Source organism: Streptomyces sp. NPDC053513 (assembly GCF_044544765.1).
In the GTDB taxonomy this organism is placed as follows: Bacteria; Actinomycetota; Actinomycetes; order Streptomycetales; family Streptomycetaceae; genus Streptomyces; species Streptomyces litmocidini.
Genome location: NZ_JBITXP010000009.1, coordinates 176,313 through 198,216, shown reverse-complemented (window position 1 = coordinate 198,216; position 21,904 = coordinate 176,313). Strand labels below are relative to the sequence as shown.

Genomic DNA, 21,904 nt, shown 5'->3' with positions numbered 1-21,904 from the left:
TGCCGTGGGCACAGTGTTACCCAGCGGCGAGGGGAGCCGCGCCCAGGCTCGCATGATGCAGCCGCATTTGATGCGTGAACTCCCTTCCCTCAGAAGTCAGTTCATCGGATTCAAGCAGGATCTCCAGCGCTTCACCCACCTGATCGTGGATGTCGTCGAACTGCTGCCCGGCACCGGACCGCCAGGTCCTCGGCACCCCGTCGGCGGTGACCGCGCGCCGCCACAGGTCGGCCAGGGCCAGATGGGCGTAGGCGCCGTGCAGGACGCCCGCGATGGGCCGCGGGTCCGGCCGCCAGCCGACCCGGTGCACGGCGTCCCGCCCGGGGCCGTACAGCGGCACGAGTTCGTGGAGCGTGGCCAGCTTGCTGTGGTGGAGCTCGTGCACGAGCGTCTCGGCCATGCCCTCGCCCCCGGCGGGCAGCGAGGTCAGGATGGCTCCGGGGGCGGCGCTGAGGGTGGCGCCGAGGTGCCGCGGCCCGCGCGGGACGAGCGGAACGACCGCGCGGACCCCGCGGGCGACCTCGGCCGCCCGGCCGGGGTCGGTGCGCAGCAGCAGGTCCTGGGCGGCCCGCCAGCGGGCGGACCAGGCGGTGTGGTCGGTGTCGGCGTGATCGGCCGCGGTCACCGCCGTGGCACCGCCCGGCACCCGGTACGGGTCGAGGTCGTCCAGGCGCGCGGCGCCGCCCGGCAGCGGGCGCACCGCGCTCCAGCCGGGGCCGTGGCCGGCGAGGAGGCGGCGGTGCCGGTCGACGAGCGTGAGACCGGCGGCCAGGGCCCGGCGGGCGCCGTCCGGGTGGAACCGCACGGTCCGGTCGCCGGCGCTGATCCGCACCCGTGCCGCGGCCACCCGCAGCCGGCCCACGCCGGGCAGCGGCAGCAGACCGTCCGGCGTCTCCACGGTCAGGTCGAGCGGGCCGCCGCACCGCAGGGCGGCGGTGGCCGCGAGGCCGTCCAGGTGGCCGAGCATCCGGTCGAAGCCCGGTCCCGCGGGCTCGGCGAGCGCCCCGGCGAGCCACGCCCCGGTCATCGGATAGTCCAGGACGTCCCGGACCACGGCGGGATGGCGCCGCTCGACCCGTTCGAGCAGCTCCCAGGAGCGCTCGAACCTGCCGAGCGCGCCCTGTCCGACGGATTCGCGGTGGCGGCCGACCCGGATCAGGAGGGCCTTGAGGAGCAGCAGTCGTCGGGTGTGCAGGGCGGACCGGAGCACGGTGAGTCCGGCCGGAGCGGGGCTGACCCGGGCCAACTGGGCGAAGGCGGGCGCGGGCAGGGGGACGCCGTTCACTCCCGCCGCCCCGGGGTGCCGGCTCACTCCCGCCTCCCGGGGCTGTCGGTCCGATTCCGCCTTCGAGGGCCGTCGGTTCGGTCCCGCCTCCCGGGGTTGTCAGTCCGCTCCGGCCTCCCCGGGGCATCGATTCGGTCCCGTCCCCCCGGGCCGTCGGCCCGGTCCCGCCTCCCCGGGGCATCGGTTCGGTCCCGCCTCCCAGGGCTGCCTGCGGGTGGCCCGTATCTGACCGAAAAGCGCCGGTCGGTGCGGCCGCTCCGGAGGTCAGTCGTGGACCGTGTCCCCCTCGTACCAGGAAGCCCCCAGCTCCTGCGGCTGTTCGAGCACCCGCTCGACGGCGGCCACCAGCTCGGGATCGTCCGTGAAGCGCAGGGTCCGCAGGTCCACGCCGTCGAGATCGGGCAGGTGTCGGGGCCGCTCGCCGGCCCGGTCGACGCCTGAGACCCGCTTCGTGTGCTGCAACACCCTCTGCTCCTCCTCACCAGCCCTTGTCCCCCACGGTCGTAGCGGCGCAGCGGTTCTTCCCGACCCCCCAGAGGCGGAAACCCGTTCGACTCAACTGCGCCCATGCGCGCCCCCGTTATCAAGCCGTTCCGCGTCCTCTTCGCGCCACGGCCACCAGGGCGGCGCGATCCGGCGCCGTTCCTCGCGGGAGAAGCGGTCCGGCCGCGGGCGGGGGTCGGCGCGGACCTCGGCGAGCAGGGCCCGGGTCCGCTCCACGTCCGCCCAGTCCACCGCCACCAGCATGCCGTCGAGGCGCCGCCACTGCTCGGCGGCCTCCTCCAGGACCGTCGCGGCCTGGCCGACGCGGTCCATCAGGTACAGCACCGCGCCCTGGGCGTGGAGCGCCCGGGCCAGGGTGACCGTGCCGGGGGCGTCGCCGCGAGGGGCACGGGTGTCTTCGGCGGCACGGGCGTCCTCGGCGGCACGGGCATCGGCGGCGGCGCGGGCGTCCTCGGCGGCCCGCCGGAAGGCGGTGAGGGCGCCGACCAGCTGCCCGTCCCTCGCCGCCTCGCTCAGCTGCAGCTGCACCCAGCCCAGTTGCAGCCCGATCTCGGCCCGGACCGCCGGGCCGCGGGCGGTGCGGAGGGCCTCGTCGAGGAGGTGGCGGCTCTCGTACAGGTCCGGCAGGAACCCGGCGCGGTCGAAGCGCAGGGCGAGCACGCTGCCGATGAGGATCCGGGCCCGCTCGCGGGCGGCGGCGCCCGCGGGGAGACAGGTGAGGGCCTCGCGCAGCACGGACTCCGCGCGGTCGACCGGCCGGGTCCCGGTGCCGGCGGCGGCGCGGCGCAGCAGGGACTCGCCCCAGGTGAGCAGGAGCCGGCCGCGCTGTTCGCCCTCGGCGGGGGTGAGCAGGGTGGCCCGCTCGTAGGCCGCGTCGGCGGCCGGTCCGTCGCCGGCGGTCTCGTGCAGCCGGGCGAGCGCCACGGCGTGCCGCAGCCGCAGCGCCCGGCCGTCGCCGAGGAGGGCTTCGGCGCGGTCGAGGACGGGGCCGACGCGTTCGGGGCCCGCCTCGGCGAGGTGCAGGGCGTCGGCGAGGTCGAGCAGGGCCGCGGCGCTCTCCCCGAAGGCGAGGGCCGCGGTGAGCTCCTCGGCCGCCGCGGCTCCGTCGCCGCGCGCCAGGAGCAGCCGTCCCCGGCGCAGGCGCAGGGTGGGCCGGACGGCCGGGGGCCACCGGTCCGCGTCCTCGGCGAGCGCGGCGAGGGCGGCGTCGAGCTGCCGGCGGTCCCCGGTCTCCTGCCACAGGGCGTGCTGGACGACAGCCCGTTCGAGGCGGGCCTCGGCCCAGTGGTCGTCTCCGGGCCGGGCCAGCTCCGCGGCGTGGGCGAGGGTGTCGGCGGCCAGGGCGAGGAGCTCGCCGCGTCGTCCCGCCCGCCGGACGGCCCCCGTGCCCGCCTCCGCGTACAGGGCGCGGCCGAGGACGACCCGGGCCTCGACGGGCGCGGCAGGGAGCGCCTCCTCGGCGCGCTCGCGGGCGGCGGAGAGGAGGGCGGGGTCGGACTGGGCACGTCCCTGTTCGAGGAGGCGGCGGGCTTCGGTGAGGGGGTCGGGGGTGACGAGGTCGGGGTGGTAGAAGCGGAGCACGCGCGCGGGGATGCGGGCGAACAGTTCCGCCTCGGCGCCCTCGCTCCCGGTGGGTTCGTCGGTCTCGTCGGACGCCGGGACGGGGCCGGAACCGCCCTCGGCGCCGGTGGCGGGGCCGTGGCCGGCGAGCCGGGCGGCGGCGAGCGCCGGGAAGTTCCGCGTTCCTTGGCCGAAGTTGCGCTCCACGTAGGCGGAGCAGTGTTTGAGGACGAGGGCGGCGGCGCCGGGGTCGAGCGAGGAGAGCAGGAGCTGCTGGACGCCGGGCGGATAGCTGAAGCAGGGGTACGGGGTGGGGCCGGGCAGTCGTCGCAGGAGCCCGCTGAGCAGGACCTCGGCCAGCTCCATCGGCCCGGTGTCGGGCAGCATCGCGCGCTGGACGAGCTGCATGACGGGGAGGGTGAGCGGGGCCGCCGCGAGATGGACGGCGAGCCGGAGCGCTCCCGGGGAGGCGCCCGCCCGGAAGGCGCGCAGGAGTTCCTCGTCGCCGCGCGGCACGCCCGGTGTCCGGGGCGCGGGCGGTCGCGTCGGCCCGGGGGTGAGCCAGGCGGCCCAGCCCCGGACGGTGTCGCCGCCGTGGCCGGTGTGGAGCCGGGCCCAGGAGGCGAAGGCCTCGGGGGTGGGGGTGAGCACGGGAACGGCCTGTCTGGCCGGGTCGGGAAGCGCCCAGGGTTCGTCGTCGGAGCGGAAGACGGCGGGGCCCCCTGGGCTCGTGGAGCGCTGGAAGGCGCCCGGTTCGGCGGGGAGCGCGGTGCGCGGCCAGAGGCGCGGCGGCAGCGGCTGGACGAGGGCGAGCGGGGAGTGGCGGGGCCACTGGCGCAGGAAGCGCTGGGCGGCGCCGCGCTGCCAGAGGGGTCCGACGCAGTCGCTGACGACGAGGGTGAAGCGGCGTCCGGTGGGGTCGTGGAGCTGGTCGACGGGGCGGAGCCGGGGGCGGCCGTCGGCGCCGGAGGTGGTGGTGACGAGCGGGGGGCCTTCGCCGGTGTCGTACAGGCGGTGCACCTGGACGTCGCGGAAGGCGCCGGACTGCTGGCAGGCCTGGCGGAGCTCCTCGACCATGCGGTCCCAGACAACCATGGCGGGGCCGGTGTCCATGAGGAGCTGGATGTCGGGGCGGCGGCCGGCGGCGGGGCGCAGGACGGGCGTCAGGATGCCCGCGGCAGCGCTGCGTTCGGCGGTGGCCTCCTCGTCGAGGGTGCCCTCGCCGGGGCGGGGCGGGGCGGGCGCGTACTCCCGCAGCGGGCGCAGGGCCTTCTGCAGGCCGAGGAGTCCGGGCAGGGCGTTGGCGCCGGGGGCTCGTACGGGCAGGGCGGCGCTCCGTCGTGTCCCCCCGCCCGCGCCGCCGCGCGCTCCGTCCGCCGGGGCGGCTCCGGAGCGCATGTGGAGGGCGACGGACTCGCGGCTTCCGCCGGTCCGGGGCGGGCGCGCGGACGTACCCGTGGGCGTCTCCTCCGGATTGGCCGGATCTCGCCCCTCGTCGGCGGGCCGGGCGGTCTCCGTGCTCCCGTCGTCCGCGCGGGACGGCTCCGGACCGGGGGCCTCCGGATCGGGATCCTCCGGTTCCGGTAGCCACTGGGACAGCCAGAGCGCGTCCGCGACCGCCTCGGCGGACGGGTCCGCCCCGCCCGCCCGCAGTCTGCGGGTCAGCTCTTCCAGAGGCATCCGGTGCGTCCGGTGCATCCGGTCATCACCTCGGCTGATCGAGTGGCTGCATAAGCATGTCCGCGATGCGTTCCCTGGTCACCCGCTCGGCGCGGGAGGCGTGCTGGGTGAGGTAGAGCGCGTTGAGCAGCTGGTCGGTGGCGATGACCTCGCCCGGCTCGCGGTTCAGGAACCGCTGGACGAGGCCCTGTTCGCCGTCGCCGGAGACCGCGTCGGCCCCGAGGTGGGCCTCGATCATCGCGCCGAGCTGCTCCTCGCCGGGCGGTTCGAGCTCCAGGCGGATGCAGCGGCGCAACAGGGCGGCGGGGAAGTCCCGTTCGCCGTTGGAGGTGAGCACGATGAAGGGGAAGGTGGTGCAGCGGACCCGGCCGCCGTACACCGGCACCTTGCGGCCGTCGTCGCTGAGCACCTCGACGACGGGCTCCCGGTCGGCGAGCCGCTCCAGCTCGGGGATGGCGAACTCGCCCTCCTCCAGCGCGTTCAGGAGGTCGTTGGGCAGGTCGAGGTCGCTCTTGTCGAGCTCGTCGATGAGCAGTACGCGGGGCTGCTCAGAGGGGAGCAGCGCGGTGCCGAGCGGTCCGAGCCGGATGTACGAGCCGATGCCGGCCGGGGCCGCGGCCGAGGAGCCGGGCGCCTCCGTCCGGGCGCGCTCCAGCTGGACGTCCTGGAGGCGGCCGATGGCGTCGTACCGGTAGAGGCCGTCCTGGAGGGTGGAGCGGCTGACGATGGGCCAGCGCAGCACGCGGCCGAGGCGCAGCTCGTGGGCGACGGCGTGCGCGAGGGTGGACTTGCCGGTGCCGGGGTTGCCGGTGACGAGGAGCGGGCGCCGCAGGTACAGGGCGGCGTTGACCGCGTCGGTCTCGGCGGGCCGGGGGTGGTGGTTCTGGACGAGCCGGCGCTTGACGCCGAGCCGCCGGTCGGAGCCGGCGAGGGTGTCGTCGGCGCCGCCCGTCGAGAAGTCACGCCAGGGCGGCGGGGCGGGCAGGCGCCGTATCTCGTCGTGCGGATGCCCGGCCCCACGGTAGATCCGCCAATCGTTCACCATGAACTCCTTCTGGCTGTGGTGTGCCGGCCGAGCCCCCCGAACGTACTGCCCGGAACCCGCCCCTGCCGACCCCCAAACCGGTCGTCCGGAACGGACCCCGGAACCACCGGATCCGCGGGGCGGCCGGGGCGGGGACGCGCTCCGCGGGACGTGCGGGGCGGACCGGGGCGGGGGCGCACTCCGCGGGACTCGCGGGACGACCCGGGGCGGGGGGCAGGAGCCGATCTCGCGCGGCGCCCGGGGGCGGGGGCGGGGGCCGGGCTCGCGGGGCGCCCCGGGCCGGGGGCGCGCTCCGCCCGGCTCACGGGTCCTCGCCGAGCAGCGGCGGGGCCTCCAGGCGGCCGGCGGCCGGCGGGCGGTCGGGCGGGTCGTACAGGACGGCGATGGACTCGGCCCAGGCGAGGTCGGCCCGCTCCGGCACCAGGGCGCGCAGGGAGCGGACGGGCTCGCCGAGCCCTTGGGCCGTACGCGCGTCCGCGAGCATCCAGTCCGCCTCCACGTGGAAGGCCGCGCAGTCGGTGTGGTCGTGGGCGCCGGTCCGCCAGAGGGCCAGCGGGTGGCCGGCGGCCAGGGCCGCGTTCATCGCCATGAGCCCGTCGCCGCTGCCCACGGGGCCGCAGTAGACCGGCACGGTGCCCCCCTGGGCCTCGCGGAGCCGCTCGTACGTCTTCGCCCAGCTCTCCTTCCGTATGCGCGGGGTGTGGGCGTCCGGGCCCGCGCCGGGCACCTCGGCGCGCAGCGGGACCGCGCGCAACGGCCCTCGCTCGCCGGCCGCCCAGCGCTCCCGCCACTCGGGCGACGGCGGTCTGCCGTGGCGCCGGGCGTCCCTGATGACCACGACGCGGCGCTGTCCGAGGGTGGCGGTCCCCCACTCCTCGTCGGGGTCCTGCGGGGGTTCGAGCCGCCAGGTGTCGAGCGGCTCGTCGAAGAGCTCGCGCGGCAGCACCGCCTCCACGGAGGCCAGGTACGGCCCGTTGTCGCCGAGCCGGAGGGCCTCGGCGAGCGGCCCGCGCAGGGTGCTCCTGAGCTCGGCCCGCTCGACGCCGCGGTCGTCGCCGTGGAGCGGGGTGACCATGTGGCCGTCGCGGAGCAGCTTCACCCGCCAGGGGTAGCGCCGGTCCCAGCGGGGGGTGTCGATCTCCAGGAGCACGTCCGCGCGTGCGCGGCGCTCGCGGACGTCGGCGACGCTGGAGCCGATCAGGTCGTCGATCTCCCGGCGGAGGAACGGGCCCGCGTCGGCGGCCAGATAGACGAGCCAGTCCCGGAAGGCGGTCGCGTCGCCCAGTCCGCCGGGGCGCCCGGAGACGCGCCGGAGGACATGGGCCGCGTACAGGAGCACGGCGTCGAGGCCGGGGTCGCCCGGCTCGCTGCGGCCGGGCGCGCGCAGCCCGTACAGCAGGGCCGCGCCCTCGCTCCACGTGCGCGGGTCGTCCTCGAACGCGTCCGGGGCCGTGGTGTTCCTGATCCAGGCCTTGACCCGGTCGACCACGTCCATGATCTCGCCGGGGTTGATCGGCGGCGGCAGGGCGGCGAGCTGTCCCCGCAGCCGGGTGCGCAGGCTCGGGCTCAACGGCTGCGGGCCGCCGAGCGTCTTCTGCGCGCGCGTCCAGTCGGACCCGTCCTCCAGCGACTTCAGGTAGTGGTCGAGGTGATGACGGTCGTGGTCGCGCAGGGCCTCGGCCCAGAGCCGGCCCCCGGGCGCGTCGTGCAGGCGGCGCAGGGCGGTGAGGGGGACGAGGGCTCCGTGGTCGGACCAGCGTCCCTTGTTGAAGCCGATCACGGCGCCCTGGAGGTCGTCGACGACGGGGCCGCCGGAGCAGCCCTCGACGGGCAGCACCCCCTCCGTCACGAGGGCCCGGGCGTCGACGCCGCTGAGCCGGCCGTGGACCTGGCGGATGCCCAGCTCCCCGGTCTCCCGTGACCAGCCGTGCAGGCCGACCTCGGTGGTCCGGGCGGGAGGCTGCTCGGAGAGCAGGACGCAGGAGGCCTTGTCGGTGCCGGGCACGCGCACGAGCGCGACGTCGGGGAAGCCCCAGGGCTCGGGGCGCGTGTCGGGGTCCTCGGGCCGGGGCAGGGCGAGCACCACCGTGCCGATGGACCGGCGCGTCCTCCTGCCGTCCTGCCAGGTGATGCCGACGGCCGGCTCTTTCCTCCACACCTCGCCACCCCCCTCGGCCACGACATGGGCGCACGTCAGCACCCAGCCGGGGGCGATGAAGAAGCCGGTGCCCCAGAACTGGTCGCCGTGCGGGTCATACCCGCTGTCGGGAGCGCCGATGCGTACGAGTGCGGGGCGCACGAGAGCGTCGAAGGCGCTCATGCGGTGCCATCGGCCGCCGGGCGCCGCTGCGGGACGATGCCCGGCCGTCGTTCCGCGGGCTCCGCCTCGGCGGAGCCGGGCGCGGACTCCGTCGCGCGCCCGGTCGTCGGGCCCGGTTCGGTCCAGGTGAGGGAGACGTTCACGGAGGCCTTGCCCGCGCCGTCCGCGAGGACGCCGATCACCTTGCCGGACTGCGCCGACAGTTCGATGCCGAAGCTGACGGCGACCTCCACCGGCCCCTGGGGGTCGAGGCCGGCGCGCAGGGACCCGACGACCCCGCGCACCACGTCCGTGAGCCCGCCGGCCATCGAGACGACCCGGTCCCTGACCCCGGTGTCCTGGAAACCGCCGCCCCGGCCGAGTTGCTCCACGTCGCCGACCCGTGCCCACACGGGCGTGCCGTCGTCCAGTCGAATCCGAGCGATCCCGTGTGCCACAGCGGCCCCCGCTCCCCGAAGCGATGTTGGATCCAGCAGGCTAATCGGTGGGGCTGACGGGCGACAGGGGATGTGAGGGGTACGGCCTATCCTGATCGCATGTACTTCACCGACCGTGGCATCGAGGAACTGGAGAAGCGGCGCGGCGAGGAGGAGGTCACCTTCGAGTGGCTCGCCGAGCAGCTGCGGACGTTCGTCGACCTCAACCCCGACTTCGAGGTGCCGGTCGAGCGCCTCGCGACCTGGCTGGCCCGTCTGGACGACGACGAGGACGAGGACGAGTAGGAGACGCACCCGGCTGCGGGACCGACGACCCGGTCACCGCTCCCGCAGCCGGCCGTGAGTTCACCGCCCCGCAGCCGGTCGTGGGCTCACCGCTCCTGTGGCCGGACGCAGGCCCACCGCTTCCGCACCCGGTCGTGAGCTCACCGCCCTTGTGGCCGGACGCAGGCTCACCGCTCCAGCGACCGGTCGTGAGTTCACCGTCCCGCGGCGGGTCGTGGGCTCGCCGCCCCGCAGCCGATCGTGGGCTCACCGCTCCCGCAGCCGGTCATGGGCTCACCGCTCCCGCAGCCGGTCGTAGGCGAGCCCGAGCGCGCCGTGCGCGACGAGCAGCGCGCCGGCCGTCGCCCAGCCGCCGCTGCGCCGGCCGGCCCCCCAGAGCAGCAGCGGCACCCCCGCGACGAGCTGTGCCCCGCCCAGGACGCGCGCCTTGGGGCCGCGCAGGTACGGGCCGACGGGACCGCTCTCCGCCACCTCCAGCTCCGCCCTCACGGCGTCGCGCCAACCGTGCCCTTCGAGCTGCTCGGCGCCCTGGTCGAGGGCGGCGGAGCGGAGCCGGTCGGCGCCGTCGCCGGGGACGAGTCCGGCGGGCAGGGCGAGTCCGGCGCGGGCGAGGACGGCGACGACTCCGACGAGACGGGTGTGGGCGTCGGCGTCCGGGTCGGGCTCGGTGAGCGGTTCGAGTGCCTGCACGTCCAGGACGGGGTCGAGGGCGAGCCGGGCGGCGAAGGTGCGCATGGCCTCGTCCTCGCCGACGGGGGTGCCGTCCGCGAGCCAGGTGTAGCCGACCGTGCGGCGGAAGCCGGCGGCGAGCGTGAGGCCGGCGCGATCGCGGTCCCACCAGAGCGCGACGACGGGCCGGCCGCCGGCCGGGACGGCGAGGGCGGTGGCCCAGCCGGTGACGACCTGCTCGACGGACTCCCCGCCGTGCAGCCAGGGCTTCCCCTCCGGTACGAGCACGGTCCACTCGGCGCCCGCGGGGGCGAGGAGCAGCCGTTCCCGGAGGAGCCGGGCCGGCGGCCGGACCTCCGACGGCTCGCCGCGGCAGAGCAGCAGGGCTCCGGCGGAATGTGGTCCGGATGTCGCGTTCATGGCCCCACGCTAGGGCAATTCGTCCGCATATGACGGTCATCATCCCTCCCCTGTCAGGGGCGAATGAGGGATGAGTCAGGGTTGACTCCGCGAGGCCGCGATATATCGTGTTTTCCGAGAGACGCGATATGTTGCGTTGCCGATACGGGAGGTCAGCACCATGACAGAGTGGTCCGTCACCGAGCCGACGAAGCTGGCTCCGGTCGACCCCGTGACGCTGCTGCAGGTCCGCATCGTCAATGGCACGGTGAACGTGGTGGGGACGGACGAGAGTTCCGCCCGCGTGGAGATCTCCGAGATCGAGGGCCCGCCCCTGATCGTGACGCAGGACGGCTCCACGCTGACCGTGACCTACGAGGACCTGCAGTGGAAGAGCATCCTCAAGTGGTTCGAGCGCAAGGAGTACCGGCGCCGGGCCGTCGTCTCCGTCGCCGTCCCCGCGGGTGTCGACGTCGAGGTGGGCGCGGTCGGCGCCGAGACGGTCGTCACGGGGATCAGAGGGCGTACGGAGGTGCGCGGCGTCACGGGCGACACCACCCTCCTCGGACTCTCGGGCCCGGTCCGGGCCGAGACCGTATCGGGGAGCCTGGAGGCCCAGTCGGTCACCGGCGCGCTGCGCGTCAACTCCGTGACCGGTGACGTGACGGTGATCGAGGGCTCGGGCTCGTCCGTGAAGGCCGACACCGTCAGCGGCGACATGGTCATCGACCTCGACCCGGCCCGGCTCGACGGACCGCCCGCCGACATCCGGCTCACCAGCGTCTCCGGCGAGGTGGCCATCCGGCTCCCGCACCCGGCCGACGCCCGGGTCGAGGCGAGCACCACGAGCGGCGCCGTGTCGAACGCCTTCGAGGACCTGCGGGTGGGGGCCAGTGGGGCGCCAAGTCCATCACCGGCACCCTCGGTTCGGGCCGGGGGACGCTCAAGGCGACCACCGTCTCCGGCTCCATCGCCCTGCTCCGCCGCCCCGAGCCCGAGGAGGACGGCGACACCGCCCCCTCGTCCACCCCCTCCGCGACCGGAAAGGTGCTCTGACATGCCGCCCGTCTTCGCCCACGGACGCCTCCGCCTCTACCTCCTCAAGCTGCTCGACGAGGCCCCGCGCCACGGGTACGAGGTGATCCGGCTCCTGGAGGAGCGCTTCCAGGGGCTGTACGCCCCCTCGGCGGGCACGGTCTATCCGCGCCTCGCCAAGCTGGAGGCCGAGGGCCTCGTGACCCATGCCAGCGAGGGGGGCCGCAAGGTCTACTCGATCACCGACGCCGGCCGCGCCGAGCTGGCCGGGCGCGGGGCCGAACTGGACGACCTCGAGCGGGAGATCCGCGAGTCGGTCGCGGAGCTGGCGGCGGAGATCCGCGACGACGTGCGGGGCGCGGCCGGGCGGGTGCGCAGCGAGATGCGTGTCGCCGCCGGGCAGAACCGCACGGTGGATCCCCCCTCGTTCGCCGAGGCCAAGGAGGAGATGCGCCGGTTCAAGCAGGAGTGGAAGCGGCAGGCCCGCGAGGCCCGCGAGGAGGCCCGGTCGGCGCGGCGCCAGGCGAAGGAGTTCCAGCGGATCGCCCAGCAGGTGCAGGAGGAGGTCCAGGACCGGTTCTCGCGGGGCGACTGGCCCAAGGGGGTCTGGGAGGGGATCTCGGGCATCACGGCCCAGCTCGGCGACCTGGTGACGGGCACGACCCACCCGAAGGCCGCGTCGCCGGAGCCGTCGTTCACGAAGGCCCCGGCCGACGAGGCACCGGAGTGGGCGCGGGACACGGCGGGTTCGGGCGACCCGGCCCGCGACCTCGACCGTCTCCTCGACCGCTTCCGCGACGAGATCCGCGACGCGGCCCGCGACCACGGTGTGAACGAGTCCCAACTCACCGAGACCCGAGCCCACTTGTCCGAGGCGGCGATCCGCATCACGACCCTGCTCCACCCGGAGAGAAAGGCCTGAGGCCCGACCGGGGCGCCCCGAGGGGCACGCACCGGGCTCGAAACCCCTTCGCCCCGGTCCCGGCCTCGGCCGCAGCCCCTCAGCCCCGGCCGGGGCCCGACCCCACCCCCGGACCCGGCCCCGGCCCCGGCGTCGGCCTCTCGGCCCCTCGGTCTCTCCTCCCTCAGCCCCGGGTGACCGTGACCGTCACCCGGGCGCCGGGGGCCGCGAGGATCGAGGCCCTGCCGCGGTCCTCGCGGAGCACCAGTGCGGCGCCGTGGGCGGTGATCCGCCAGTCGCCGGGCGGGAGGGAGAGCTCGGTGACGCGGGAGCCGCGCCGGCCGGCCGCGTCGTAGGACAGGCGGTAGACCCCGGACCCGGAGTCGTACGCGGCGGAGCGGACCGTGCCCGCGACCGCCTCCGCGTACGGCTCGGCGGTCAGCTCCTTGTTCGTGCGGAAGGCTCCGGTGCCGTCCACCGCGCAGTAGCCGCCGCCGTAGCACCACACGTAACCCGCCCAGCCGGAGGTGTAGCGCCCGAGGGAGGCCATGGCCTCGCGGTAGAAGCGGTTCATGTTCGGCAGGGAGTTGTTGAGCGGTCCCCACTCCCCCACCACCACGGGGACCTTGTACTCCTTGGGGTACAGGGTGACGGCCTGCTCGTAGCTCTCGATCCAGCCGGCGGCGGGGTCGTAGTCGGCGCCGGCCTCCATGCCGGTGTTGTAGAAGTGCGGGGCGTAGACGACCTTCGGGTCGTCGATCCTGCCCAGTCCGGTGGGCACGCCCTCGCCGACGATCGGGGTCGGCTCGACGAAGACCCAGGCGTCCCGGTCGGCCGAACGGACCGCGTCCGCGAGGCGGTTGTACATCGGGGTGAGCTGGTCCCGTTCGATGCGCCGGGCCGCCGTCGGCAGGTCCTCGCCCTCCCGCAGCTCGCCCATCGGCTCGTTGATGAGGTCGTAGCCGAGCACGGCCGGGTGGTCCTCGAAGCGGTCGGCGAGCACCCGCCACATGCGGGCCTGGGCGCGCCTCAGGTCCTCGTCCTCGTACAGGTGGGTGAAGGCCCGCTGGACGGCGGGCTCGAAGTACTCGGAGAACCAGTCGTCCGGGTGCGGGGTGAAGGGCAGCCCGTCGGTCCTGGTCGCCCAGGCCGGCACGCCCCGGTGGCCGAAGGCGGGGCCGAAGACGTCCTGGTGGGCGTCGATGAGGACCTTGACGTCGTACTTCCGGGCCCAGTCCAGGATGCGTTCGATCTTCCGCAGATAGGTCTGACTGTACCGGCCCGGGCGGGGTTCGAGGTCGTCCCAGAAGACGAGCAGGCGGGCGAAGCCGAAGCCCTTGGCCCGCAGGTCGCGGAAGTGCTTCTCGGTGATCGCGGAGAGGGCGGCGTCGCCTCGGTTGGCCTTGTCCTCGACGTTCCAGCCGCGCAGGGTGAGCGTGCGGCCGTGCTCGTCGGTGAGGGCCGGTATCGCGTCCCCTGCGGTCTCCGCCGGCTCCGCGCGGGCGGCCGTCGGGGCGAGCAGGGCGGCGACGACGAGGGTCGCCGCGAGGGTGGTTCGCGTTCTCAGCAAGGAAGACCTCCGGCACGAGGAAGTGAGAGATGTTCACGTTTCGCGTGCCGGAGATCCCATCAGCAGTACTGACGAGTCATCAAGAGGTCGTCACGAGGTCTTCAGGACGATCTTTCCGAAGAGCTCGCCGGAGGCCATCTTCTCGAAGCCCTCCCGCGCCCGGTCGAGCGGCAGCACCTCGTCGATCACCGGCCGGACGCCCGTGGCCGCGCAGAAGGCCAGGAGGTCCTCCAGCTCGTCCTTGGAGCCCATCGTCGATCCGACGACCTTCAGCTCCAGGAAGAAGATCCGGGTCAGCTCGGCGTGCGAGGGGCGGTCGCCGCTCGTGGCGCCCGAGATGACGAGCGTGCCGCCGGGCCGCAGCGACTTGACCGAGTGCGACCAGGTGGCGGCGCCGACGGTCTCGATGACGGCGTCCACGCGCTGCGGGAGCCGCGCACCGGGCTCGTACGCCTCGACGGCGCCGAGTTCGACGGCCCGCTTCCGCTTGGCCTCGTCGCGACTGGTGGCGAAGACCCGCAGGCCGGCCGCCTTGCCGAGGGCGATCGCGGCGGTGGCGACGCCGCCGCCCGCGCCCTGCACGAGCACGGAGTCGCCGGGGCGCACGCCGGCGTTGGTGAAGAGCATGCGGTAGGCGGTCAGCCAGGCGGTGGGGAGGCAGGCGGCCTCCTCGAAGGACAGCTCCTTCGGCTTGCGCAGGACGTTCCAGCTGGGGACGGTGACCCGCTCGGCGAAGGTGCCCTGGTAGCGCTCGGTGAGGATGGACCGGGGCTCGTCGGGACCGACGCCGTGGCCCGTCTGGCCGATGACGGAGTGCAGGACGACCTCGTTGCCGTCCTCGTCGATTCCGGCGGCGTCGCAGCCGAGGATCATCGGCAGCTTCTCCTCGGGCAGTCCGACCCCGCGCAGCGACCACAGGTCGTGGTGGTTGAGCGAGGCGGCCTTGACGGTGACGGTCGTCCACCCGGGCCGTACCTCGGGTTCGGGGCGTTCGCCCAATTCGAGGCCGTTCAGGGGCTGGTCGCGGTCGATTCGGGCAGCGTAGGCAGCGAACATGGCCTCGACCCTAGGCCGCCGCCGGTGGGCGGCGGAACCACGCACCCGTGTGACCCGTGTCGCCTGGACAGTGCGCGCCGGCACCCCACCTTCCGTACGCCCCGCACGCCGAAGGGCCCCGTTCCGGCGGTCGGAACGGGGCCCTTCGGGATGCCCGGGGCGCGCCGGCGACGGGCGCGCGGCGGGTGGGCGCGTCAGCGGCGGGCGACGCCCTCGGCGCGGGCGGCGGCGGCGACCGCGGCCGCGACGGCCGGGGCGACCCGCTCGTCGAACGGCGACGGGATCACGCAGTCGGCGGCGAGCTGGTCGCCGACCACGTCCGCGATGGCGTTGGCCGCGGCGATCTTCATGCCCTCGGTGATCCGGGAGGCCCGGACCTGGAGCGCGCCGGCGAAGATGCCGGGGAACGCGAGGACGTTGTTGATCTGGTTCGGGTAGTCCGAACGGCCGGTCGCCACGACGGCCGCGTACTTGTGCGCGACGTCGGGGTGGACCTCGGGGTTCGGGTTGGCCATGGCGAACACGAAGGCGTTCGGCGCCATGGCGGCGACGGCCGCCTCGGGGACCGTACCGCCGGAGACGCCGATGAAGACGTCCGCGCCGGCCAGGGCGCTCTCCAGGGAGCCGGTGAGGCCCGCCTTGTTCGTCAGCTCGGCGATCTCGCGCTTGACGTCCGTGAGGTCCTCGCGGTCGCGGCTGACGATGCCCTTGCGGTCGGCGACGCAGACGTCGCCGAGGCCGGCCTCCAGGAGGAACTTCGCGATGGCCACACCGGCCGCACCGGCACCGGAGATGACACCACGCAGGTCGCCGAGGGTCCGGCCGGTCAGCTTCGCCGCGTTGCGCAGGGCGGCGAGGGTGACGATGGCGGTGCCGTGCTGGTCGTCGTGGAAGACCGGGATGTCGAGGCGCTCCTGGAGCTTGCGCTCGATCTCGAAGCACCGCGGGGCCGAGATGTCCTCCAGGTTCACGCCGCCGAAGGACGGGGCGAGCCGGACGACGGTCTCGACGATCTCGTCGGTGTCGGTGGTGGCCAGGGCGATCGGGACCGCGTCCACGCCGCCGAACTGCTTGAAGAGGATGGCCTTCCCCTCCATGACCGGGAGGGAGGCCTCCGGGCCGATGTCGCCGAGGCCGAGCACGGCCGTGCCGTCGGTCACGACGGCGACGACCTGGGACTTCCAGGTGTAGTCGTTGACCAGCTCGGGCTGCTCGGCGATCGCGGTGCACACCTTGGCGACGCCGGGCGTGTACGCGAGGGACAGGTCGTCCTTGTTCCGGACGGGGACGGTGGCCTGCACGGCCATCTTGCCGCCCCGGTGGAGGGCGAAGACGGGGTCGAAGGGCTCCTCGGGAGCATCCGTACCACTGTCGTTGCGAGGATTGACGATTTCCGCTGCCATTGGGTTGACCCCTTGAGTCTGCTTCATTTGAGGGTTGGCCGCTCCTGGTGTGGAGCGGTGGGCGGGTCCCGCGGCCGCCGTGTCTGGCAGCCGCGCGGGCGCGCCGCACAACGCGCCCTGAGCCCCGGATGAGGGGTGTAAGGATCCTTCTTACCGGACAGACGGCACCGCAGACGAGTTCATATCCGTTCGGTGACGCGACTCATACCGAGTGCGTCCGGACGCGGATGGAGGATGACACGTCACCCGATGTCCCGATAGATGATCTCCGCACCCGATTGGCGGTCTTCCGCTCGTCCGAATGGCGAGATGAACCGCAGATTTTCCGGTGAAGGGGAAGGGATCCCGCAGAAGATCCGGCCCTGATGTACCGGCCTGTCGGGATTTCGGGGTCACCTGTTACCCGATTTTGACATCCGAGGCCGTCGGTTTGTGGCAGTCCGAATGGCAAGATGCCGTAATCACACGAGGTCGCGACACTCGAAGGTGTGTACGCGACCACCTGGCAGCACTTCACACGCCGGAGGAACCCGACCATGACCGCACGCTCCACGCGCTGTACGACCGCCAAGACCCGCACGTCCCGTCTTGCCGCGGTCGCCGCCATCGCGGTCGCCGGCTCGATGCTGCTGACCGCCTGCGGCGACCAGACCGAGAGCGGCTCGACCAAGGAGGGCGGCTCCTCCTCCGCCGCCGCGAGCAAGGCCCCGCTCTTCTCGAAGCTGCCCGCCGACATCCAGAAGGCGGGTGTCATCAAGGTCGGCACGGACGCCTCGTACGCCCCGATGGAGTTCACCGACGGCGGCAAGATCGTCGGTGTCGACCCGGACCTCGGCGCGGCCCTCAGCAAGCAGCTCGGCGTCAAGCTCGAGTTCGTCTCGGGCACCTTCGACGGCCTGATCACCTCGATCTACACCGGCCGCCAGCAGCTGATCATGTCCTCGATGACGGACAACAAGAAGCGCCAGGAGGGCCTGGACGACAACGGGAAGAAGATCGGCAAGGGCATCGACTTCGTCGACTACTTCAGCTCCGGCGTCTCCCTGCTGGTCAAGAAGGGCAACCCGCAGAACGTCAACTCCCTCGACGACCTCTGCGGCAAGACCGTCGCCGTCCAGCGCGGCACGATCTACGAGGACACCTTCAAGGCGCAGGCCACCAAGTGCGGCGACAAGAAGCTGACCATCCAGGCCTTCGACACCGACGCCGAGGCCCAGACCCGCGTGAAGGCGGGCGGCGCGGTCGCCGACCTGAACGACTACCCGGTCGCCTCGTACATCGCGAAGACCTCGGGCGGCGGCAACGACTTCGAGGTCACCGGCAACCAGAGCGACGTCGGCCTCTTCGGCATCGGCGTCTCCAAGGACAACACCCAGCTGCGCGACGCCGTCAAGGAAGCGCTCGACGCGATCATCAAGGACGGCTCCTACGCCGAGGTCCTGAAGAAGTGGGACGTCGAGGGCAGCGCGGTCAAGTCGGCCACGATCAACGCCGGCAAGTGACCTCTCCTCGTACCACTGAAGGGCAGTCGTCATGACTGACAAGATCAGCAAGGACCCGGCCGCCGCTCCGGCCGGGCCCACCCCCTCGGGCGTCCCCTACGAGGCGATCAAGGCCATCCCCGTGCGGCACTACGGCCGCTGGGTCAGTGCCGTCGTGGTCGTCGTCCTCCTCGGGTGGCTCGTCTACGCCTTCTCCCAGGGCGACGTCGTCTGGGCCACGGTGTGGGACAAGGTGTTCGACCCCTCCGTCATCGACGGCATGTGGAACACCATCATCATCAGCATCGCGTCCATGGCGCTGGGCCTCGTCCTCGGCATCGTCTTCGCCGTGATGCGGCTCTCCAAGAACCCGGTGACCGGCGCGGTCGCCTGGCTCTACATCTGGTTCTTCCGCGGCACCCCGGTCTACGTCCAGCTGCTCGTCTGGTTCAACCTGTCGCTGATCTTCCACTACATCAACCTCGGGCCGATCTACAAGAACGAGACCGTGGACGTCATGACGCCGTTCATGGTCGCCCTGCTGGGCCTCGGCCTGAACGAGGGCGCCTACATGGCGGAGATCGTCCGCGCCGGCATCCAGTCGGTCGACGAGGGCCAGACCGAGGCGGCGCACGCGCTGGGCATGTCCTCGACGAAGACCATGGGCCGCATCGTGCTCCCGCAGGCCATGCGCGTGATCGTGCCGCCGACGGGCAACGAGTTCATCAACATGCTGAAGACCTCGTCCCTGGTCTCGGCCGTGCAGTACACCGAACTGCTCCGCGCCTCGTCGAACATCGGCAACACGGCCGGCGCCGTGATGGAGATGCTGTTCGTCGCCTCCATCTGGTACCTCGCGCTGACCAGCGTGTTCAGCGTCGGCCAGTACTACCTGGAGCGTCGTTTCGCCCGCGGTTCGACGCGCAACCTGCCGCCCACCCCGTGGCAGCGGGTCAAGGCGAACCTCACCACGTTCAAGCGTTCCCCGGAGGCGACCCGATGACCGGCCAGCCCATGGTCAAGGCCGAAGGCGTCCACAAGTCCTACGGCGCGGCCCACATCCTCCGAGGCATCGACCTCGAAGTGCAGAACGGCGAGGTCTTCTGCCTCGTCGGCCCCTCCGGCTCCGGAAAGTCGACCTTCCTGCGCTGCATCAACCACCTGGAGCGCATCGACGGCGGCCGGCTGTCCGTCGACGGCGAGCTGGTCGGCTACAAGCAGAAGGGCGACAAGCTCTACGAGCTGAAGGACAGCGAGGTCGCGGTCCAGCGCCGTGACATCGGCATGGTCTTCCAGCGCTTCAACCTCTTCCCGCACATGACGGCCCTGGCCAACGTCATGGAGGCGCCCGTCCAGGTGAAGGGCGAGTCCAAGGCGGTGGCGCGCGAGCGTGCCGAGCGCCTGCTCGACCGGGTCGGCCTGCGGGACAAGATGGGGAACTACCCGTCCCAGCTCTCCGGCGGCCAGCAGCAGCGCGTGGCCATCGCCCGCGCGCTGGCGATGGAACCGAAGCTGATGCTCTTCGACGAGCCGACCTCGGCGCTCGACCCGGAGCTCGTGGGCGACGTCCTCGACGTCATGCGGGACCTGGCCGAGTCGGGCATGACGATGATCGTCGTCACGCACGAGATGGGCTTCGCCCGGGAGGTCGGCGACTCGCTGGTCTTCATGGACGGCGGCGTGGTGGTCGAGGCGGGCAACCCGCGGGACGTCCTGACGAACCCGCAGCAGGACCGGACGAAGGCGTTCCTTTCGAAGGTGCTGTAAGACGCACGGTGCCGTAAGAGCACGGCACCGCAAGGCGCACGGAAAGGGGCGGTACGGGCAGAAGCCCGTACCGCCCCTTTCGCGCACCGCGGCTACTTCACGGCTACTTCACGGCGAGGACGAGGCTGTCGCAGGGCGAGGCCCAGACCGTCCGGGCCTCGCCGAAGCCGGCGGCGCGGAGGGTGTCGGCGTGCCAGGCGGCGGAGGGGGCGTCGCCGTCGGCGTGCTCGCCGTAGATCTCGAAGCGGCGGGCGGTGGGCTCGGCGAGGACCGGGTCCTTGGCGGCGACGGCCCACCAGTCGGCCCAGTCGAGGACTCCGTCGGCCTTCTCCCGGTCCATGCGGGCGTGCCGCAGGGCGCGCTCGGCGGCGTTGATGCGGGGCGTGGCCTCGTCGATCATGTGGTCGGCGTTCATGAAGACCCCGCCGTCGCGGACGAGGCCGGCGAGCTGCCCGTAGAGGGCCGTCAGGGGCTCGCTGTGGAGCCAGTGGAGGGCGGTGGCGGTGAGGACGGCGTCGTACGAGCCGTACGGCAGGCTCGCGGCCCAGGAGGGGTCCTTGAGGTCGGCGGTGACGAAGGTGACGCGCTCGTCGCCGGCGAAGGAGCCTTCGGCGATGGCGAGGAGGGCCGGGTCGAGGTCGACGCCGACGCTGGTCGCGTCGGGGAACCTCCGGAGCAGCCGGCTCGTGATACTTCCCGTACCGCAGGCGAGGTCGAGGACGCGGGGCTTCGGCCCCACCAGCGCCTCGACCATGTCGAGCATCACGCGGAACCGCTCCTCCCGGTCCGGCATGTACCACTCCTGCTGACGGTCCCAGCTCTGCTGCCAGGCTGCCCAGTCGGTTCCGGTCATGGTGGTTCCTCCCCGCCTTCGTAATACCCTCGAAGGGGAAACAGGCGTTACCCCTTTCGACCGAGACACTAGCCCGCCGAAGTAAGGACTACAAGTGGAACTGGCCCATTACTCGGATTTCGCCGTACGCCTGGTCAACACCGAGGAGCCGGCCCGCAACAAGGACGCGCTGACCTCCGTCGAGGTGCTCCGGGAGCTCTTCGGCCCCGCCACCCAGATGGCCCGGCGGGTCACGGAGGCGGACCTGCCGCGCTTCCGCACGGTGCGGGCACGCCTGCGGGCGGTCTTCGCGGCGGCGGACGAGGGCGACCACACGGGGGCGGTCGACCTCCTCAACTCCCTCCTCCTGGAGTTCCCGGTCAGCCCGCAGATCTCCGGCCACGACACCCTCGACGAGGAGGGCCGGCCCCGGTGGCACATGCACCTCGCCGACCACTCCTCGAACGCGACCACGGGCTACGCCGCGATCTCCGCGATGGGCCTCGCCTTCCACCTGACGGAGTTCGGCGCGGACCGGCTCGGCCTCTGCCAGGCGCCGCCCTGCCGCAACGCCTACCTGGACACCTCCACCAACCGCTCCCGCCGCTACTGCTCGGACCGCTGCGCGACCCGCGCCAACGTGGCCGCCTACCGGGCCCGCAAACGCCTGGAGGCCGAGCGCACGGGCCTCACGGAGGACACCAGCCAGGAGAGCATCACGCCCGGCGAACGCTGACGCCCCGGCGTCACCGGCCGGTACCGCGCCCACACCCGCCCGAGAACCAGTTCGGGCGGTACGGCTCCGAAGACCCGGCTGTCCCCCTCGGCGTCCGGGTTGTCCCCGAGCACCCACCAGCCGCCGTCACGTCGCTCGATCAGCCGCTTCACGATGAGCAGATCCTGCTGGAGCGGATGCCGCAGCACGGCCACACACCCGGCCCGCAGCCGCGCCCCGTACCGTACGAGCAGCTGATCGCCGTGCAGCAGCGTGGGCACCATCGACACCCCCGTCACCTCGGCGATCCCGAAGGGCGCACCGGCCTCGGCCACCCTCTCCCGCCCCGATTCCCTCATCCGGCACCTCCCGGCCACGTCTGCCCAGCCTCGTCCACTCGTACACGAGTCCCATGGTGACCCTGGACTTTTGACCTAAGCCCCAGGGGGCGCCCGCGAAAACGCCCTTCTCACCGAGTAATGTCCCACCTGAGAAGACGATCACGAGGAAGGACGGCTCAATGCTCTCCCGCCTGTTTGCCCCCAAGGTGAAGGTCAGCGCCCACTGCGACCTCCCGTGCGGCGTGTACGACCCGGCCCAGGCCCGCATCGAGGCCGAGTCCGTCAAGGCTGTCCAGGAGAAGTACCTGGCCAACGACGACCCGCACTTCCGCGCGCGCGCCACGGTCATCAAGGAGCAGCGCGCCGAGCTCGCCAAGCACCACGTCTCGGTGCTCTGGAGCGACTACTTCAAGGCCCCGCACTTCGAGAAGTACCCCGAGCTCAACCAGCTGGTCAACGACACCCTGAAGGCCCTCTCGGCCGCCAAGGCGTCGACGGACCCGAAGACGGGCGAGAAGGCGCTGGAGCTCATCGCCGAGATCGACCGCATCTTCTGGGAGACGAAGAAGGCCTGACCTTCTGATTCCCACCCGGAGGGGTACGGCCGCCCGGCGGCCGT

Annotated in this window: 19 protein-coding genes and 1 pseudogene; 8 read left to right on the top strand and 12 right to left on the bottom strand. The window is 73.2% G+C overall.

Annotation, left to right across the window (positions count from 1 at the left end):
• Positions 1 to 16: 16 nt before the first annotated feature.
• The 6 genes from ACIGW4_RS18135 to ACIGW4_RS18110 form a co-directional block, all read right to left on the bottom strand.
• Positions 17 to 1,312 (bottom strand): HEXXH motif domain-containing protein, encoded by a 1,296-nt coding sequence (locus ACIGW4_RS18135; RefSeq protein ID WP_398707414.1) that lies wholly within the window; start codon positions 1,310 to 1,312, stop codon positions 17 to 19.
• A gap of 237 nt (positions 1,313 to 1,549) precedes the next feature.
• Positions 1,550 to 1,750 (bottom strand): hypothetical protein, encoded by a 201-nt coding sequence (locus tag ACIGW4_RS18130; protein WP_123455375.1) that lies wholly within the window; start codon positions 1,748 to 1,750, stop codon positions 1,550 to 1,552.
• Between the two features lie 90 nt (positions 1,751 to 1,840).
• Positions 1,841 to 5,047: an SAV_2336 N-terminal domain-related protein gene (locus ACIGW4_RS18125; protein WP_399581450.1), complete on the bottom strand. Its 3,207-nt coding sequence runs from the start codon at positions 5,045 to 5,047 to the stop codon at positions 1,841 to 1,843.
• 7 nt (positions 5,048 to 5,054) lie between these two features.
• The gene (locus ACIGW4_RS18120; protein WP_399581640.1) at positions 5,055 to 6,071 is read right to left on the bottom strand and encodes an AAA family ATPase; all 1,017 of its coding nucleotides are present in this window, start codon (positions 6,069 to 6,071) and stop codon (positions 5,055 to 5,057) included.
• Positions 6,072 to 6,375: 304 nt separating this feature from the next.
• Positions 6,376 to 8,394 (bottom strand): trypsin-like peptidase domain-containing protein, encoded by a 2,019-nt coding sequence (locus tag ACIGW4_RS18115; RefSeq protein ID WP_399581447.1) that lies wholly within the window; start codon positions 8,392 to 8,394, stop codon positions 6,376 to 6,378.
• Entirely contained in the window at positions 8,391 to 8,831 is a 441-nt protein-coding gene (locus tag ACIGW4_RS18110; protein ID WP_399581444.1) for a CU044_2847 family protein, read from the bottom strand. Before ACIGW4_RS18110 ends, ACIGW4_RS18115 begins: the two co-directional genes overlap by 4 nt.
• Positions 8,832 to 8,930: 99 nt before the next feature.
• Here ACIGW4_RS18110 and ACIGW4_RS18105 point away from each other — a divergent pair, with 99 nt between their 5' ends.
• Complete coding sequence (locus ACIGW4_RS18105) at positions 8,931 to 9,116, top strand: DUF6104 family protein (protein ID WP_018102711.1); 186 nt, start codon at positions 8,931 to 8,933, stop codon at positions 9,114 to 9,116.
• 273 nt (positions 9,117 to 9,389) lie between these two features.
• Here the strand turns inward: ACIGW4_RS18105 and ACIGW4_RS18100 are convergent, their stop codons facing one another.
• Positions 9,390 to 10,205 (bottom strand): hypothetical protein, encoded by an 816-nt coding sequence (locus ACIGW4_RS18100; RefSeq protein WP_399581439.1) that lies wholly within the window; start codon positions 10,203 to 10,205, stop codon positions 9,390 to 9,392.
• A 160-nt stretch (positions 10,206 to 10,365) separates the two neighbouring features.
• Between ACIGW4_RS18100 and ACIGW4_RS18095 the strand changes: the two are divergent.
• Together ACIGW4_RS18095 and ACIGW4_RS18090 are read left to right on the top strand one after the other, a co-directional pair.
• Positions 10,366 to 11,240, top strand: a pseudogene (locus ACIGW4_RS18095) (DUF4097 family beta strand repeat-containing protein).
• Position 11,241: 1 nt separating this feature from the next.
• Entirely contained in the window at positions 11,242 to 12,141 is a 900-nt protein-coding gene (locus tag ACIGW4_RS18090; protein WP_398707404.1) for a helix-turn-helix transcriptional regulator, read from the top strand.
• Positions 12,142 to 12,304: 163 nt separating this feature from the next.
• Here the strand turns inward: ACIGW4_RS18090 and ACIGW4_RS18085 are convergent, their stop codons facing one another.
• From ACIGW4_RS18085 to ACIGW4_RS18075, 3 genes are all read right to left on the bottom strand, one after another.
• A complete protein-coding gene (locus tag ACIGW4_RS18085) occupies positions 12,305 to 13,690 on the bottom strand; it encodes a cellulase family glycosylhydrolase (protein ID WP_399581435.1) in 1,386 nt (461 codons plus the stop codon).
• A 90-nt stretch (positions 13,691 to 13,780) separates the two neighbouring features.
• Entirely contained in the window at positions 13,781 to 14,746 is a 966-nt protein-coding gene (locus tag ACIGW4_RS18080) for a zinc-binding dehydrogenase (protein WP_399581432.1), read from the bottom strand.
• Between the two features lie 194 nt (positions 14,747 to 14,940).
• Positions 14,941 to 16,149 (bottom strand): NADP-dependent malic enzyme, encoded by a 1,209-nt coding sequence (locus tag ACIGW4_RS18075; protein ID WP_359588214.1) that lies wholly within the window; start codon positions 16,147 to 16,149, stop codon positions 14,941 to 14,943.
• A gap of 536 nt (positions 16,150 to 16,685) precedes the next feature.
• On the opposite strand from ACIGW4_RS18075, the gene ACIGW4_RS18070 reads away from it, so the two are divergent.
• Genes ACIGW4_RS18070 through ACIGW4_RS18060 form a run of 3 tightly spaced genes read left to right on the top strand, consistent with a single transcriptional unit; the run spans position 16,686 to position 19,397 of the window.
• Positions 16,686 to 17,651 carry an ABC transporter substrate-binding protein gene (locus ACIGW4_RS18070; protein WP_123455367.1) on the top strand — a complete coding sequence of 322 codons (966 nt, stop codon included), beginning with the start codon at positions 16,686 to 16,688 and terminating at the stop codon, positions 17,649 to 17,651.
• 31 nt (positions 17,652 to 17,682) lie between these two features.
• Entirely contained in the window at positions 17,683 to 18,633 is a 951-nt protein-coding gene (locus ACIGW4_RS18065; protein ID WP_123455366.1) for an amino acid ABC transporter permease, read from the top strand.
• Complete coding sequence (locus tag ACIGW4_RS18060; protein WP_123455365.1) at positions 18,630 to 19,397, top strand: amino acid ABC transporter ATP-binding protein; 768 nt, start codon at positions 18,630 to 18,632, stop codon at positions 19,395 to 19,397. Before ACIGW4_RS18065 ends, ACIGW4_RS18060 begins: the two co-directional genes overlap by 4 nt.
• 103 nt (positions 19,398 to 19,500) lie before the next feature.
• Here the strand turns inward: ACIGW4_RS18060 and ACIGW4_RS18055 are convergent, their stop codons facing one another.
• A complete protein-coding gene (locus ACIGW4_RS18055) occupies positions 19,501 to 20,250 on the bottom strand; it encodes a trans-aconitate 2-methyltransferase (protein ID WP_123455364.1) in 750 nt (249 codons plus the stop codon).
• Between the two features lie 94 nt (positions 20,251 to 20,344).
• Between ACIGW4_RS18055 and ACIGW4_RS18050 the strand changes: the two genes are divergently transcribed.
• On the top strand, positions 20,345 to 20,965 hold the full coding sequence (locus ACIGW4_RS18050; RefSeq protein WP_123455363.1) for a CGNR zinc finger domain-containing protein: 621 nt from the start codon (positions 20,345 to 20,347) through the stop codon (positions 20,963 to 20,965).
• On the opposite strand, the gene sodX is transcribed toward ACIGW4_RS18050, so the two are convergent.
• A complete protein-coding gene (gene sodX, locus ACIGW4_RS18045) occupies positions 20,878 to 21,303 on the bottom strand; it encodes a nickel-type superoxide dismutase maturation protease (RefSeq protein ID WP_123455362.1) in 426 nt (141 codons plus the stop codon). The two genes, ACIGW4_RS18050 and sodX, sit on opposite strands and share 88 nt — an antisense overlap.
• A 161-nt stretch (positions 21,304 to 21,464) precedes the next feature.
• Between sodX and sodN the strand changes: the two genes are divergently transcribed.
• Entirely contained in the window at positions 21,465 to 21,860 is a 396-nt protein-coding gene (gene sodN, locus ACIGW4_RS18040; RefSeq protein WP_030688769.1) for a superoxide dismutase, Ni, read from the top strand.
• The last annotated feature ends 44 nt before the right edge of the window (positions 21,861 to 21,904 follow it).

Coding starts and splice junctions, on each gene's coding strand:
- ACIGW4_RS18060 (WP_123455365.1), top strand. CDS start 18,630: ATGACCGGCCAGCCCATGGTCAAGGCCGAAGGCGTCCACAAGTCCTAC.
- ACIGW4_RS18065 (WP_123455366.1), top strand. CDS start 17,683: ATGACTGACAAGATCAGCAAGGACCCGGCCGCCGCTCCGGCCGGGCCC.
- ACIGW4_RS18100 (WP_399581439.1), bottom strand. CDS start 10,205: ATGAACGCGACATCCGGACCACATTCCGCCGGAGCCCTGCTGCTCTGC.
- sodX (WP_123455362.1), bottom strand. CDS start 21,303: ATGAGGGAATCGGGGCGGGAGAGGGTGGCCGAGGCCGGTGCGCCCTTC.
- ACIGW4_RS18115 (WP_399581447.1), bottom strand. CDS start 8,394: ATGAGCGCCTTCGACGCTCTCGTGCGCCCCGCACTCGTACGCATCGGC.
- ACIGW4_RS18070 (WP_123455367.1), top strand. CDS start 16,686: ATGACCGCACGCTCCACGCGCTGTACGACCGCCAAGACCCGCACGTCC.
- ACIGW4_RS18090 (WP_398707404.1), top strand. CDS start 11,242: ATGCCGCCCGTCTTCGCCCACGGACGCCTCCGCCTCTACCTCCTCAAG.
- ACIGW4_RS18075 (WP_359588214.1), bottom strand. CDS start 16,149: ATGGCAGCGGAAATCGTCAATCCTCGCAACGACAGTGGTACGGATGCT.
- ACIGW4_RS18105 (WP_018102711.1), top strand. CDS start 8,931: ATGTACTTCACCGACCGTGGCATCGAGGAACTGGAGAAGCGGCGCGGC.
- ACIGW4_RS18125 (WP_399581450.1), bottom strand. CDS start 5,047: ATGCACCGGACGCACCGGATGCCTCTGGAAGAGCTGACCCGCAGACTG.
- ACIGW4_RS18080 (WP_399581432.1), bottom strand. CDS start 14,746: ATGTTCGCTGCCTACGCTGCCCGAATCGACCGCGACCAGCCCCTGAAC.
- ACIGW4_RS18055 (WP_123455364.1), bottom strand. CDS start 20,250: ATGACCGGAACCGACTGGGCAGCCTGGCAGCAGAGCTGGGACCGTCAG.
- sodN (WP_030688769.1), top strand. CDS start 21,465: ATGCTCTCCCGCCTGTTTGCCCCCAAGGTGAAGGTCAGCGCCCACTGC.